General features: G+C 63.6%; 9 protein-coding genes. 6 read left to right on the top strand and 3 right to left on the bottom strand.

Annotation, left to right across the window (positions count from 1 at the left end; translation table 11 throughout):
- Positions 1-22 precede the first annotated feature (22 nt).
- The 4 genes from HS122_08525 (at position 23) to HS122_08540 (ending at position 9,703) form a co-directional block, all read left to right on the top strand.
- Entirely contained in the window at positions 23-4,402 is a 4,380-nt protein-coding gene (locus tag HS122_08525; GenBank protein ID MBE7538442.1) for an Ig-like domain-containing protein, read from the top strand.
- 988 nt (positions 4,403-5,390) lie between these two features.
- On the top strand, positions 5,391-6,434 hold the full coding sequence (locus HS122_08530; protein ID MBE7538443.1) for a Gfo/Idh/MocA family oxidoreductase: 1,044 nt from the start codon (positions 5,391-5,393) through the stop codon (positions 6,432-6,434).
- A gap of 75 nt (positions 6,435-6,509) precedes the next feature.
- Positions 6,510-7,718 (top strand): hypothetical protein, encoded by a 1,209-nt coding sequence (locus HS122_08535; GenBank protein ID MBE7538444.1) that lies wholly within the window; start codon positions 6,510-6,512, stop codon positions 7,716-7,718.
- A gap of 119 nt (positions 7,719-7,837) precedes the next feature.
- Positions 7,838-9,703: a ClcB-like voltage-gated chloride channel protein gene (locus HS122_08540; GenBank protein MBE7538445.1), complete on the top strand. Its 1,866-nt coding sequence runs from the start codon at positions 7,838-7,840 to the stop codon at positions 9,701-9,703.
- A 53-nt stretch (positions 9,704-9,756) separates the two neighbouring features.
- Here HS122_08540 and HS122_08545 read toward each other — a convergent pair whose 3' ends face one another.
- The 3 genes from HS122_08545 to HS122_08555 are packed head-to-tail and all read right to left on the bottom strand — an operon-like array spanning position 9,757 to position 14,260.
- Entirely contained in the window at positions 9,757-13,023 is a 3,267-nt protein-coding gene (locus HS122_08545; protein ID MBE7538446.1) for an efflux RND transporter permease subunit, read from the bottom strand.
- The gene (locus HS122_08550; GenBank protein ID MBE7538447.1) at positions 13,020-14,084 is read right to left on the bottom strand and encodes an efflux RND transporter periplasmic adaptor subunit; all 1,065 of its coding nucleotides are present in this window, start codon (positions 14,082-14,084) and stop codon (positions 13,020-13,022) included. The genes HS122_08545 and HS122_08550 overlap by 4 nt, the downstream gene beginning before the upstream one ends.
- Positions 14,039-14,260, bottom strand: a complete 222-nt coding sequence (locus HS122_08555; protein ID MBE7538448.1) for a DUF2892 domain-containing protein — start codon at positions 14,258-14,260, stop codon at positions 14,039-14,041. Before HS122_08555 ends, HS122_08550 begins: the two co-directional genes overlap by 46 nt.
- 65 nt (positions 14,261-14,325) lie before the next feature.
- On the opposite strand from HS122_08555, the gene HS122_08560 reads away from it, so the two are divergent.
- Positions 14,326-14,655 carry a winged helix-turn-helix transcriptional regulator gene (locus HS122_08560; protein ID MBE7538449.1) on the top strand — a complete coding sequence of 110 codons (330 nt, stop codon included), beginning with the start codon at positions 14,326-14,328 and terminating at the stop codon, positions 14,653-14,655.
- Positions 14,656-14,733: 78 nt separating this feature from the next.
- Complete coding sequence (locus HS122_08565) at positions 14,734-15,876, top strand: CoA transferase (GenBank protein MBE7538450.1); 1,143 nt, start codon at positions 14,734-14,736, stop codon at positions 15,874-15,876.
- Positions 15,877-15,908: the final 32 nt, after the last annotated feature.

A 15,908-nucleotide genomic window follows, 5' to 3' on the forward strand; every position in this document is an offset into this window, starting at 1 on the left:
CTCAGCCTTTGAAGGTGAGTCCATGAAATTTCCAAAAAGAGCCCTCCTCGGACTGCTCGCAGCGTGGGTCGTCTCCCTGACGCACGCCCAGCAGCAGCCAGTCGTCGCCGTGCGCATCATCAATGTCGAGGTGTCGACCGGGCCGGGCGAAATCCAGTCCATCGAAGTGACGTCGGGCGGCACCGCCTATGGCGTCGCACCGGTCGTCCAGATCACGGGCGGCGGCGGCACGGGTGCCACCGCCGAGGCGGTGATCACGGGCGGCGGCGTTGTCCGGGTCAATGTCACCAATCCCGGTTCCGGCTACTCGAGCGAACCGACGGTCACCTTCCTCGGTGGCGGTGGCGCGGGTGCCGCCGCAAAGGCGAAGATCACGCATCCTTCGGAGAACTTTCCGAATCCCAACGAGGCGTTTGGTCCCTCCGGGGAATTTGTCACGATCAGCGCGCTTGCCAAGGGCACGTTTCCCGCGGCCGGCTACACGTACACGTTCTACATCAACGGCACGCCTGTCGGGACATCCATCAACAACAAGAACAATCCGTCGGTTCCCGGGATGATCTCATGGACGCCGCCGGCGCCGGGAGCATACTTCTTCACCGTCACCGCCAGTGACGGCACATCCCCGCTTGTCACATCGCTGCCGGTCCGCTTTTTCGCGACCGGAGCGGTGATAACGAGTCCGCAGAATCCCACCCTGGTGCCCGCGGGCTCCTCCGTTGTCATCAAGGGCGACGCGACCACTCCCCAGGGATTTGTCCGCCAGATCGAATTCTTCGTCGATGGCGTCAGCCAGGGCGTGGACACCACCGCCCCGTATTCGATCATCTACACACCCCCGTCCGTTCCCGGCGCGCATTTCATCACGGCGGTCGCGACGGACAACAACGAGGTGACAGTCGAGACGCCGGATGCCGTCATGATCACGACGATCCCCGCCATCGGCAGCCTGCCCGTGGTTGAGATTGCGAGCCCGACCCACGGCTCGGCCCTGCGCATCCCCGACTACTCCGTCAGCTCCAACGCCTCGATCCCTATCAACGTGATCGCGAGCGACAGCGATGGTGTCATCACCAAGATCGAGACCTACATCGACGGCGTGCTGGTCAACACGGACCAGCAGTTCCCCTACAGCTTCAACTGGCAGCCGCAGACGATCGGGACGTACCGCATCGTTTCGCTGGCTTTCGACGACAAGAACAATGTCGTCGCTTCGAATCCCAGCGTGGTCATCGTGTCCGCTCCACCGACGGTGACGATCACGCAGCCCTCCGACGGTGCCACGCTGCCCGCGGGCGCGCCCGTCACGGTTGCTGCCAACGCCAGCGACAGCGACGGTTCCGTCATGTCGGTGCAGTTCTTTGCGGACGATGTGCTCATTGGCGACGACACCACGCCTCCGTACAATGTGACCTGGACTCCGCTGGTCACGAGTGAGGGCAAGATCGTGGAGGTCACCGCGCTTGCGACGGATAATTTCGGCATCACCCGGCTGTCCTCGGTCGTCAGCATCCGCGTGACCGGCTCCGGCTCCGGCACGGGGTCCAACATCGGCAGTCCGCCGACGGTCCTCGTGACGAGCCCCGTGGACAATTCGAAGGTGCAGGTCAACCAGACCTACGTCCTGACTGCACGCGCCGGTGACGTTGACGGCAACGTGCAGGCGGTTCAGTTCTTCGCGAATGGCCGGAGCCTCGGTGCGGACACGTCCTTTCCCTATTCGATAGAGTGGACGCCAACCAGCTTGGGCAACTATGCGATCCAGGCAAAGGCCCTCGACGACAAAGGCAATGTCGCCACGTCCGAGGTAACGGTTACCGTCGTCGCCAACAGCAGCGGTCAACCGACTGTGTCGCTCATCTCGCCGCGCAATGACAGCCTTGCGACGGTAGGCTCACCGGTTGTGGTCGCGGCGCAGGCCGCCGACTCCGACGGCAGCATTGTCTCCGTCGACCTGATTGTTGATGGTGAGGTTGTGGGAAGTTCCAACGCCTTCCCATATGCTGTGGCTTGGGTCCCCAGCAGGCCCGGTACCTTCAAGGTCAGTGCCGCTGCGACCGACGATGGTGGAAACCGTGTGACGGCAGGCAGCGCAACGGTGACGGTGCAGCCCGCCGTGGGCAACCTGCCGCTGGCGGCGCTCTATTTCAACAATCCCTCGCAGGATTCAAAGGCGGCCGCCTCGGCCATGCCATCTCTCTCACCCGTCAAGGTGAGCTACAATTCCAAGCTGATCCTGGGCGCCATAGCCGTGGATGAAGGCGGGACGATCGCCAATGTGCGCTTCTATCTCAACGGGCGCCTCGTCGACGCCGTTTCGACGGAGCCGTTCTACACGACCACGACGCTGGACACGCTGCAGGACGCGATTCTCACGGCGGTCGTCACCGACAATTCTGGAAATGTCACCTATGCGAATCCGATTGCGATCGATACGATCCCGGCGGTGAACACGGCGGCGCTGCAGGTGGCCCTGACGAGCCCCGGCAATGGAGGCACCTATGGAACCGGAAGCCAGATCGTCTTCTCGGCCTCCCACAATGCCGGCGGAACGCCGGAGCCCCAGGTCGATTTCTATGTCAACGGCCAGATCTTCCAGACCGTTTCCAAGGCTCCCTACTCGTATGCAGTCGGACTGACGCAGCCTGGCAGCTACGTGGTGCATGCGGTGCTCAGGTCGGGAGACCGCACGACGGTCTCGGGCAAGTCGACGATCACGGTTGTTCAAGGAGCCGCGCCGACGGTTGCGATAACGAGCCCCGTGAGCGGTGGAACGGTGAACGTTGGCAGCGGGCTGACGCTCACAGCCAGTGCCACCGACGCCGACGGCACGATATCAAGCGTGCAGTTCTTTGCGAACGGCATACCTGTCGGCACGGACGCTTCGTCACCGTACACGATGACATTCACGCCGACGTCTGAAGGCGTCTATCGATTCACCGCGCTCGCGACGGATTCCAGCAATCAGACGACGATGTCGTCGACGGTATCAGTGCTTGCGCTGTCCCAGACGTCCACCGCGACGAGCAACTCCGTGTATTCGGGCACGTATTTTGCCGGCAAGGAAAGCGGCAGGATCACGCTGATCAAGACCGGCGCGCAATCGGCGGTCGCCATCGCGCATTCGACGCTGGGCGCGCCAAAGATCTACTACTACGGCGCGCTCTCAGTGGATGCCGGGAATGGGTTTTCGTCGGGCGCTTCGGTCAGCGGCAACTTCTCCGACACCGGTGCATCGGGCTCCTTCGATGGTGGCCGGGCGATGTTCATAGCTCCGGCCGCCCTGGGTGGCGCCGCGGGTTCGGTTCCCACCGGGCTCTATTCCGGAAGCATCACCGGCCGCCAGGGAAGCGCGTTTGCCGGCATCGTGGGTTCCAATGGAACGATCGCTGTCTACCTGAAGGATGGCGGATCCGAGGACGCGGGAACGGGCTTTGTCAGCTCGAATGGCGCCTTCTCCTTCTCGCTTTCCTCCGGCGGGCGGATCGCGGGCACGATCAATCCGACCTCGCGTTTCCTCACGGCCACCGTGACCGGTGGACCGACTCCGGGTTCCGTGACTGCGGCGGCCTCCACGGGGGCCAACTTCAGCGACGGCGTGCTGCGCAATCTTTCGGCGCGCGGTGCGGTCGGAGCGGGCGACAAGAGCCTCATTGCCGGATTCCATGTGGTCGGTACTTCACCCAAGCAGGTGCTGATCCGCGCGATCGGTCCGTCCCTGTCCCAGTATGGTGTCAGCGGCGCGCTTTCCAATCCCGCGCTTCAGCTCTACAGCGGATCGAGTCTGGTCGAGACGAACGACAACTGGGGCGGTTCGGCGAGTGTCGCCGCAGCCGCGGGCCAGGTGGGAGCGTTCGCCCTCGGTGGCGAAAGCCAGGATGCCACGCTGCTGATGACGCTGAATCCGGGCCTTTACACGGCGGTTGTCACGGGTGTTGGCGGCGATACCGGAGTGGCGATGGTTGAGGTCTACGATGTGGATGCGAGCGATCCGTTCACAGCGCAGAAGGTGGTCAATCTTTCCAGCCGTGGTGAAGTCGGCACCGGCGATCGCCTCCTGATTGCGGGATTTGTGATCAACGGCAACTCGCCCAAGAAGGTGCTGGTCCGCGCGGTCGGTCCGACGCTGGCGTCATTCGGTGTGACGGGAACGCTCGCGGATCCCGTGCTCCGAATCGTACAGGGCTCCACGGTTGTCCGTGAGAACGACAACTGGGAGACTGGCAATGCGGCGTCGCTGGTTGCCGAGGCGTCCGCCCGTTCCGGTGCGTTCGCGCTTCCGGAAGGCAGCAAGGATGCGGCCATCCTGCTGACGCTGCCTCCGGGCAGCTACACCGCCCAGGTCTCCGGAGCCGGGGACACGACCGGTGTGGCTATCGTGGAAGTCTACGAGGTGCCGTAGGAACCGCTGAAACATGACGCGCCAGCCCGCGTCACAACTTTCAAGTTGAGTACAAGGCCGCGCAGCCCCCGCTGCGCGGCCTTGTTGTGATCTGAATGTTGTTGTGACCTTGTTGGAGAGAATCGAGAAGTCTGAAAACCAGCAGGTTGGCAGATCATGCTCACTCAGGAATGGTTGTGCCTGACTTTGGAAGGCATGAACGAGGCAGACAGAAATGAAGCGCTCATTTACCGGGGACGTTCGAAGCAGTTGACGATGAGGGAAGGTGCAGGGGATGATGGAGGGGCACGCTCTGTCGTGACCTGGGGACGTACGTGGCGAAACAGCGCCGGAATTTTTCACGCGGACCGGCGATTGTGCCGTTCCTTGACGTCACCATGTTGCAGATGACGCAAGAGGGTGGTTCATGGGCTGCGGGGCGCGCTTATTTCAGCGTGGCCTGAAGCGCCGCTTGCAGGCGGCCAGCGCGGCGACTGTGGCTGGCTCGCGGCTTTTCCAGTCGAGGTTGTTGCGCGCAAAAATGTCGCCGAACTGGTGGGACTTCAGGAACTGGTCGATGACCGGAGCGAAGTCGAATAGGGCGCCTTTGACCGGCGATCCCGCATGCGATTGAACGACTCCAGTAAACGCTTGGGAAGTTCACAAGAAATTCAATCGGAGGTTTCGCAGGCTTCGCCAGAACGCGAAGTCCTGGCTCATACGGGCCGACGTGTCGGAATCGGAGGTGCGTGATATCATCGGCCATGAGTTCGAATTGGCAGGCGGCCTCAGCCACCTTGCCTGCGCGGTCTGCCAGCGGCAGCAACCGCTTATGGGGACGGCCGGCGCGTTTATCGCAGCGGATGCCGTGGCGTTTGCAGGACCGCCGGAAATTGAGGGCTGCATGGCGTCATGCACGTGACGCCTTTATGCACGTAAATCGTTCCGTAGCGACCGGGCGTATTGCAGGCTCGCCTGCCATGCGAGTCCGGGCGCAGGATGGCCGTGCATGATCTCGAAACTTGCGTGGGGCATTCTTTCCACCGGGCGAATTGCCGGTACTTTTGCCCGCGGGGTGAATCGATCGCGGCTGGGGCGGTTGGCTGCTGTGGCGAGCCGGGGCTCCGAGAAGGCGGAGGCGTTTGCAGTGAAGCATGGGATTCCGGCTTCACACGGTTCCTATGAAGCGCTTCTCGAGGATTCCTCGGTGGATGCCGTCTATATTGCGACGCCGCATCCCTTTCATGTGGAGTGGGTCATCCGGGCGGCGAAGGCGGGCAAACATGTCCTTTGCGAGAAACCGCTGGGCATGAACCGGGTCGAGGCGGTGACCGCGGTCGAGGCGTGTCGCCAGGCGGGTGTGATGCTGATGGAGGCCTACATGTACCGGTGTCACCCGCAGACCAGGCGCATTGTTGAGCTCGTGAAGAGCGGTGCGATCGGCCGCGTGTGTTCGATCCGCGCGGCGTTCAGTTTTCACACCGAGTTCCAGCCGGTGTCGCGAACCTGGTCCAGGGCGCTCGGTGGCGGCGGCATTCTGGATGTCGGCGGCTATCCGGCTTCCTTTGCGCGATTGATCGCCGGTGCCGCGAGCGGGCTGCCCTTTGCCGAGCCGGTCAGTTTTTCCGCTGCGGCGGTCATGCACCCGCGGGGCGGCGTCGACGCCCATGCGGCGGCCTTGATGACTTTCCCGGGCGACATTCTCGCCCAGGTTTCATGTGGCGTCGGATTGCAGCAGGACAATGCGGCGTGGATTTACGGGAGCGACGGCTGGCTCGAAGTGCCGGTCCCGTGGATTCCCAATCGTGAAGGCGGCAACTCGCTCATCCTACTGCAAAAGCGGGGTGAACCGAAGCCGGAGGAGATTGTTGTGAACACGGTGGAATACCTTTACGGCATGGAGGCGGATGCTTTTGCGACCGCGGTGGCGGCAGGTCTTCAAGATGTGCCTGAGGTGACAACGGATGATACACTGGGCACGATGGCCGTCCTGGATCAGTGGCGCGCGGCCGTTGGTTTGCGTTACGACTGCGAAGCGGGCGCACACCCGTAGAATCGGGAGTGGCATGAGCCCGATGCCAAGGCTTTACCTTTTTGGCGTGCTCGGCTTTGCTGGGTGTCGACGCATATGCTCAAACGAATCGCCCCGATCTGCCTCGTGCTTGGATTGATGGCTGTCCTGGCCATGCCGTTGCTGGCGGCGACCAAACAGGCGCCACCCGCCAGGGACAACTCTCCGTCCGCAGCCATCAGCGCCGCGCTCGCAACTGTGACGGGCATTGCCATTTCTCCCCTGCTTGGAACGGGCGCCTACGGCGCCTATCGGTGGGTGACGACTGACGAATCCCAGCGCGATTCGCTTCCCTGGTTTGCGAAGGCCGGATTCTGGATACCGGCGCTTTTGATCGCGGGCGCGTGTGCATTCAAGGACACCCTGGGCACCGTTCTGCCGCCCGGTTTCAAGAAGCCGCTTGATGTGCTGGAAACGATTGAGAACAAGTGTTCCGGCCTGGTCGCGGCGGGCGCCGTGGTGCCATTCACGATCGATGCCGTTTCGAAGATGCTCCTGTCGGGCGCTCCGCAGGGCGCCTTCGTGATGCCCACGGGGTTTGCGATGATCGGTCTGGGCACGATCGATTTTTCATGGGCGCTGAACCTGCTGACCGTTCCGTTCGGGATCGCGGTTTTCTGCGTGGTGTGGATGGCATCCCATGCGATCAACGCGCTGATTCTGCTGAGTCCCTGGGGCGCGATCGACATGGCCCTCAAGGCGGCGCGGACCTCGCTCCTGGGGCTCATAACCCTGAGCACGACGCTCGATCCCTGGGTGAGCGCCACGCTCTCGATAGCGGTGATCATCGTGTCCTGGCTGATCGCGGGCTGGGCGTTCCGACTGACGGTTTTTGGCTCGGTGTTCTGCTGGGATTTTCTCACCCTGCGGAAGCATCGCTACAAGCTGAAGCCGGATGGAAACAAGGTTTTCTCGAGCAACCGGCTCTGCGCCCGCGGCGTCCCGACCCGCACGTATGGGCGCTGGATCAATGAACCGCAGAATGGCCGCTGGCGCTTTGTCTACCGTCCCTGGCTCGTCCTGGCGGAGCGTTCGGTGGAGGTTCCCGCCACCCAGCCGCATGTCGGCAAGGGGCTTTTCATATCGAGCGTTCAGGATGGCGATGGAACACTGCTTGTCCTTCCCCCGCGGTACAGGGGGCATGAGGACGAAGTCGCCCGGTCATATGGTGTTGAAGGAGGCGTGAAGGACGCCGGCCTGCTGAAGGCCTGGAGCGTCGTGCGCGAACTTTTCGGCGGCGCCTCCTCGCGGGCGCAGGTGGTGTGACTGGCCGGCGGACCGTGGCATTTCCCGCTTCCAGGGTCATTCGGAGCGTGATCTTTGGGGGAGCGCCCGCATTATCGCCTCCACATGAGACGCAGGTGTAGGGACGGACTGGATACCGAGTGAGCGACGAACAACCGACACCGCCCTTCCTGAATCGCGCCAAACGGATGCTCGCCGAGCCGCTGAATCTCGGCTCCACGCATGTCATGCCGGTCCTCGGGCGGCTGTATGCCGTCAGCCACAAGAGGCTGCTTCAACTGCTGAAGTGGCGGGTCTGGATCCAGGAGAAGCTTCAGCCGAGCGAATGGCAGATCACATTGATTTGGGCTGCGGTGGCCGGGTTCCTGGGGGCGCTCGCGGCGATTCTTTTCACCCTGCTGACGGAGGGCGTGCACAAGCTGTTCACGGGCTCCAATGCGGGAGTCGTCGAATCGATGCGACAACTGCCCTGGTGGTGGGTGCTGGCGATTCCAGCGCTTGGCGGCCTGCTCGGCGGGATTGTGCTGAGACTCGGGCGTCGCATTGCGCCGGGGAAAAGTTCGACCGACTACATGGAGGCGATCGTGATCGGCTCGGGGCGGCTGCCGATGCGGGCCAGCCTGGTGAAGAGTGCGGCCGCGCTCTTTTCGATCGGCTCGGGTGGCTCGATCGGGCGGGAGGGTCCTCTTGTGCATCTCGCCGCGCTGATGGCGTCGACAATCGGGCGCTGGCGACGTTTCAGTCCGCCGCAGCAGCGGCTGCTGGTCGCCTGCGGTGCCGCCGCGGGAATTGCGTCGGCCTATCACGCGCCGATTGCGGGGTCGTTTTTCGTCGCGGAGATCATCCTCGGCACGATTGCGATGGAATGCCTGGGCCCCCTGGTTGTGTCCGCGGTCGCGGCGACACTGACCATGCGCGGCCTGATGCACGCGGAGCGGCTCTATCACGTGCCGGAGTTCGAGATGAATTCGGTCTGGGAGATGGGCCTCTATGTCGTGCTTGGATTGATGGCGGGCACCCTGGCGCCGTGGTTCCTGCGTTCGCTGAAGGCTGCGGAGAAGGTGTTTCTTGGCATGCGGATTCCGCTTGCGGCGCGCCTTGCGGCCGGCGGCCTGCTGGTTGGCGGGCTTGCCGTCTATGTGCCCGAGGTGTGTGGCAACGGTTACAGCGTCATTGTCAGCATCCTCAATGCGGAGTTTCCGTGGATCTGGCTGCTGCTCATCTTCGCGTGCAAGTGGGCTGCCACCGCGTCTTCATTCGGGTCAGGCGCCCCCGGCGGTGTGTTCACGCCATCGCTGTTCATGGGTGCCTGCCTTGGATTCCTGGTGGCATCCGCGCTGCTGGCCTACTTTCCACGCTTTCCGGTGGATCCTCGGGCGTTCGCGATGGTCGGCATGGGCGCGTTTTTGTCGGCGGTGACGCACGCACCGCTGATGGCGATCATCATGATCTTCGAGATGACGCTGAGTTATGACATCATTCTGCCCTTGATGCTGTGCAGCGTGATCGCCTACTTCACCGCGCGCAGCATCGAGGGCATCTCGCTCTACAATGTCTCCCTCAAGCGCAAGGCGGCCGAGCAGTTGATCGACGGGAAGCTCGATTCGGAGTTGGTTGGCGACCTCATGAAGCCGGATCCGCCCTCGATCGCCGAGTCCGCGGACTTTGCCGAGATCGCGCGCACGTTTCTTTCGCTGCGGAGAAACAACCTCTATGTCGTCAATGCCGAGAAGCGCTATGTCGGATCTGTCTCGCTCCACGACATCAAGACCTTCCTTCAGGATCCGGCGCTGGCGGAGATCGTGATCGCCCGCGACATTCTGCGGGAGGATCTTCCGGTGCTCACGCCGGACATGTCATTTTCGGTTGCGCTGGGAAAGTTTCTCGGGGTTGAGGCGGAGCGCCTGCCGGTCGTGAGCGAGGATCGCAGGCTGATGGGCAACCTCGCCAAGGGGGATCTCCTCCTCGCGCTCGTTGAAAAGCAGCAGAAGAAGACCATGACCTGAGCCGTGGAAAACGAAGCGTTTGTGCCCACGGATTGCGCGGATGCGATCCGGATTCAAGCCGGCTGGCGCGGGCGTCCCGTGCGGCGCGACTCCATCATGAAGTAGAGCGTGGGAACAGCGAATCGGCTGATGAGGAGGGATGCGATTTCGCCGGCGATCAGGGAAAGTGCGAGACCCTGGAAGATGGGATCAGCCAGGATCACGCTTGCGCCAACGACGACGGCGAGGGCGGTGAGCAGCATGGGGCGGAAGCGGATCGCGCCGGCCTCGACCACCGCCTCGGCGAGGGGCAGGCCGTGGGATCGCCGGAGTTCGATGAAGTCGACGAGGATTATGGAATTTCGCACGATGATGCCCGCTCCGGCCATGAATCCGATCATCGAGGTGGCGGTGAAAAACGCACCGGTCACGGCATGGGCCGGGAGAATGCCAATGAGCGAGAGCGGGATGACGATCATGATGACGAAGGGTGTCATGTAGCTCTTGAACCAGCCGACCATGAGCATGTAGATGAGGATGCACACGGCGGCGAAGGCCAGCCCCAGATCGCGGAAAACCTCCAGTGTCACGTGCCATTCACCGTCCCATTTGATGACGGGCTCCAGCTCGGAATCGGGCTGATGCAGGTGATAGAGCTCGATGGAGGACTTTGTACCGCCAAAGTTCCGGCCATCGAGCCTGCCGATGGCGCGGTTCATTTCAAAAAGCGCATAGGCGGGACTGGCGATCGCTCCGGCGACATCACCCGTCACGTACACGACGGGACGAAGGTTCTTTCGGTAGAGATAACGCTCTCCGACGGTGTGCTCGATGGAAACCAGTTCGCTGAGCGGGATGCTTGTGCGCTGTTCCAGGGGCAGGGTCGCCTGGTTGTCGGGAACAACCTGGAGCGAGAGCAGATCCTCCGCACGGCCGCGCCGGAAGCGCGGGAGCTCGACACGCAGTTCAATGTCCTCGCGCTCGAGCGGGCGGTGCAGCAGATCCACCGCCGCGCCGCTCGTGGCGGTGCGCAGGGTGCGCGTGATGGATTCGGGCGTGACATTGAGCTGGGCGGCCTTGAGTCGGTCGATCCGGAAGAAGGCGGTGGGCTGCTGCTCCTCGACGTACCAGTCGACATCGACGACGCCGTCGGTCTTCTGGAAGATCCCCTTGATTTCCCTCGCGAGGGCCAGTCGGGATTCCTCGCCGGGACCGTACACCTCGGCGACCAGGGTCTGAAGCACCGGGGGGCCGGGGGGCACTTCGGCGATTGCGACGGCGGCGCCGTGTTTCGCGGCGATCCCGGCAAGACGGGGGCGGACGCGCATGGCGATGTCGTGGCTCTGGTCGGATCGTTCGCCCTTGGGAAGGAGATTGACCTGGATGTCGGCGACATTTGGGCCGCGTCGCTGGAAGTAGTGTCGCACGAGACCGTTGAAGTTGAACGGTGACGCTGTGCCTGCGTAGACCTGGTAGTCGCTGACCTCGGGTTCGACGCGAACGGCGGCCGCCATCTCCCTCGCCACACGGGTGGTTTCCTCGAGGGTGGAGCCTTCGGGCATGTCGAGGATGACCTGGAACTCGGACTTGTTGTCGAACGGGAGCATCTTGACCTTCACGATGCCAAGGGGCACGAGGGCGGCTGCTGCCAGAAGGAGTGTGGCGATGAGCGCGAGAAACGCCCAGCGCCAGCGCGCCTGCGCAATGATCGGATCCATCACCTTGTGGTAGATGCGCGTGAAGAAGTCATCCGGCGCATGGTCGTCGTCGGAGGCTGCCGCGGCGGAGGCTCCGGCCTTCGAGAACCGCCGGCGCAGCACCCGGACCGCCGCCCAGGGAGTGACGGTGAAGGCCACGATGAGCGAGAACACCATGGCGGCGCTGGCGCCGATTGGAATGGGCCGCATGTACGGGCCCATCAGTCCGCCGACAAAGGCCATTGGCAGGACGGCGGCAATGACGGCCCACGTTGCGAGGACCGTGGGATTGCCGACCTCGCGAACCGCCTCGATGGCGATTTCCGTGAGCGGCCGGCCTGCGGAGGATGGCAGTCGCTGATGCCGGACGATGTTCTCAACAACAACAATCGCGTCGTCCACGAGGATGCCGATCGAGAATATGAGCGCGAAAAGCGTAATCCGATTCAGCGTGTATCCATAGAGGAAGAACACCAGCAGCGTCAGGCCCAGAGTGACCGGGATGGCCAGCAGGACGATGAGCGATTCGCGCCACCCGAGGAAGGCGCGAATGAGGATGGCGACGCCAAACACGGCGATGCCCATGTGGAAGAGGAGTTCGTTGGATTTTTCCGCCGCGGTGGCGCCGTAGTTGCGCGTGACGGTGACGGTGACATCCGGCGGCAGAAGCGATCCCTGGAGGCGGTGCACGGCTCCCTCGATCTCCCGCACGATGCGAATGGCGTTTGCTCCCGGGCGCTTGGCGATGGCCAGCGTGACGGCGGCCTCCTCCGGAGCGGTGGGGCTGCCGAAGAGAACATAGTCGGCCGGTTCGGCGGGGGATTCGATGACGTTTGCGACGTCACGCAGAAAAATGGGTTTGCCGCCAGCCGTGCCGAGGACGACAGCGGCGGCGTCCGAGGCGTCGCGCAGGTAGCCGCCGACGTCCACGAGGATCTCGCGGTTGGCGGTGGACAGCGAGCCCGCCTGGGTCCTGGCGTTCGCCGCGCGCAGGGAGTGTGAGACGTCATCCAGCGTGAGCCCCCGCGACGCCAGCCTCGCGGGATCGACCTGGACACGCAACTGACTGCGAAGTCCGCCGATGATTGTGGTTTCGGCAATCTCCGGCAGGGCCTTGATGGCGTCGTCAAGCTGCGCGGCCAGACGCCTCAAGGCATGATGATCCTGGGTTGCGCTGTGAAGGGTGAGTGCGGCGACAGGCACGTCATCTATCGTGCGCGGTTTGACCAGGGGCGGTGAGGCTCCCGGCGGGATTTGGTCGGCGTGCGCGTCGAGCTGCTTGTGGAGCCGGACCAAGGCGGTCTCGAGGTCGGAGCCGACCTTGAAGCGGACAATGACCATCGCCTGTCCGGGGCGCGACGTCGAGTAGAGGTACTCGACGCCGGGAATCTCCCAGAGAAACTTCTCCAGCGGTCGGGTGACGCGGTTCTCAATCTCATGCGCCGTAACACCCGGCATGGCCACAAGCACATCGATCATGGGCACCTTGATCTGCGGTTCCTCCTCGCGCGGGAGCATGATCACGGCGAAGGTGCCCAGCAGCAGCGAGGCCACGATCGCAAGCGGCGTCAGCCGCGATGCGGTGAATGCAGTGGCCAGGCGGCCGGCAAGAGTGTCGCGCGCTGGCGGAGCGGGCAGGCTCATGGCTCGGTTGTGACGGGTGAGCCGTCGCGAAGTGCCGCAGGCGGATTGAGGATGACGCTTTCGCCCGCCGAGAGGCCGGAGAGAATTTCGACCCGTTCGCCGATTGTCCTGCCGACCTTGACGAGGCGGAGGACGGCGTGTTGTCCAACGACAACGAAAATGCGTTCCATCTGGCCGAAGGAGGTGACGGCACTGGCAGGGACGACGATGGCCGTGTCTGATGCGCTTGGAATGAGCAGCCGCGCAAACTGACCGGAGAAAGCCTCGGGTGTCGAGAAGGACAGTTTTGCGAAGCGTGTGTGGGTCAGCGGGTCAGCCGAGGCGATCTCCTCTATGCGCCCGGTCACCGGCGGTGCCTTGCGATCGAGCTGGACGCCGAGCTCCGTTCCGACAGCGAAAGAGGCCGAGAACTCCTCGGGAAGAGAGCCTTCCGCGCGGAGGTCCTGCGTGGATTCCATGACAAGCAGCGATGCGCCCGGTGTGGCAAGGTCGCCGGAGAGTTTGAACTGCGTTGTGACCCGGCCTGCGAATGGTGCGGCGATCCGGGTGTGGGCGACGAGTGCCTCAGCCGCGGTGACGCCCGCCCGGGCGATGCGGAGTGCATCGGTGGCTGCGCGCAGCGCTTCGGGAGGGCTGACGCGGCGCTCCACCAGGTCGGTTTCACGCGCGACGGCGCGCTCCGCCTCGGCGAACTGGGCGCGGGCGAGGCCGAGCCGGGCGTCCGCGTCGGGCGACGAGAGGCGCACGAGTGGATCACCGGCGGACGCCTTTTGCCCCAGCAGAGCGATTTCAACGATGGCGCCCGTAATCTGGGAGGAAATGTCCGCGCGCAGGGCGGGGCGCACCACAGCGGGAACCTCGACGAAAGCGGGGATGACTTCGGCGGCGGCGCGCGTGGTTTTCACCGCAATGGCAGCCTGGTCCCGCGCGTCATGCGCCGGCGGCGACTTGTGGCAGGCCGCAAGTGCCAGGACTGCGAGCAGGGAAGGGAATGCCCGGGTGCGCATGTTGGTCTTCAGGCGCGGGGACGGCGGATGCAGCTCGTGGTCGGATCGATCCATCCCAGTTTCTTCAGGATCAGCAGCGGTGGACAGAAACCGGTGAAGGCCGACTGGATCAGATTGAAGCCCACGAAGGTGGGGAGGAGGAGCCAGCGGAAGTCCACGAAGACGGTGAGGGCGCATCCCACCAGGACAACTGAACCGGCAAGAACGCGGATGAAGGATTCGGTTTTCATGAAGTTATGTATGAGCAAACAATCAAATACTTGAGTTATAGTCAAGACCTGATATGGTCTGGGAAATGAGCAGGCACTCCCTTTTCTCCGACGAGGCCCTTGAACTTGTCGCCCGTCGTTTTGCGGTGCTGGCGGAGCCGATGCGGCTGCGCATCATCCAGTCCCTCTTCGACGGCGAAAGAAATGTCTCCGAGCTGGCGGCGGCCACGGGCGGCACCCAGGCGAACGTGTCGCGCCACCTGCAGACGCTGACCACCGCCGGCGTGCTGGGCCGGCGGAAGGAGGGGCTGCAGGTGTTCTATCGGATAACCGATCCGACGATCCCCAAGCTGTGCGACCTGGTCTGCGGCAGCCTGGAGAAGTCGCTCAGCCGCCAGATGGCGAGTCTGGGTTGAGAAACCCGGGGGCCCGGGCTTCCCGGCTGGCCACAGCGGGCACTTTACGTCCGGACTGCGGGCGTCTATCGATCGTTCATGCGTCCTCTGGAAGGAATCCTTGTCCTCGATTTTTCGCAGTTTCTTGCCGGCCCCATGGCCTCGCTGAAGCTCGCCGATCTGGGGGCGCGCGTCGTCAAGATTGAGCGGCCCGGCACGGGGGACCTGTGCCGTCAGCTTTTCATTTCGAATCTCGAGCTCGATGGGGACAGCACGCTTTTCCACACCATCAACCGCAACAAGGAGAGCTATGCGGCGGACCTGAAGAACCCGGTTCATTTCTCCGCCGTGAAGCGGCTCATTGCACGGGCCGATGTGATGATCGAGAACTTCCGCCCGGGCGTCATGCAGAAGCTCGGGTTCGGCTGGGATGCGATGCGCGAATTGAATCCGCGGCTCATCTACGGCTCGGTGACGGGCTATGGGAGCAGTGGTCCGTGGGTGGACAAGCCGGGCCAGGATCTGCTTGCACAGTCGCTTTCCGGTGTCACCTGGCTCAGTGGCGACGCCACCCAGGGACCCGTCCCCATGGGTCTCGCTGTTGCCGACATGATGGCGGGCAATCATCTCATGCAGGGCATCCTTGCTTGCCTCGTGCGCCGGGGAGTCACGGGCGAGGGCGGCCGTGTGGAGGTGAGCCTGCTTGAGTCCGTCATTGATTTCCAATTCGAGGTGCTCACCACGTACCTCAACGATGGCGGGCGCGCGCCGCGGCGCAGTTCGGTCAACAATGCCCACGCCTATCTCGGCGCGCCCTATGGGATCTACGCCACGGCGGACGGCTTCATCGCGATTGCGATGGGATCCGTGCCGGTGCTCGGCAGGCTCCTGGGCTGCGCGCCCCTGCTGGCGTACGAGGACCGAAAAAGCTGGTTCACGGAGCGCGACACGATCAAGGCCGCGCTTGCGGCGCACCTGTTCGCGCAAGGCACGGCGCACTGGCTCGCGATTCTCGAGCCGGCGGACATCTGGTGCGCCGATGTGCTCACCTGGGAACGGCTGTTTGCGCATGAAGGCTTTCGCGCGGCTGACATGGTGCAGGAAGTCACCCGCGCCAATGGCGCACGATTCCGCACGACGCGCTGTCCCATCCGCATTGACGGCGAGGTGCTGAAGTCGCCTGCCGGCGCCCCAAGGGTGGGCGAGCACAATGCCGCGCTTGCGGAGGAGTTCCTGACCTGAAGGGTGGGCGTCCGCAATGGCTCGCGCGGTTC

Source organism: Opitutaceae bacterium (assembly GCA_015075305.1).
Classification (GTDB): Bacteria; Verrucomicrobiota; Verrucomicrobiia; order Opitutales; family Opitutaceae; genus UBA6669.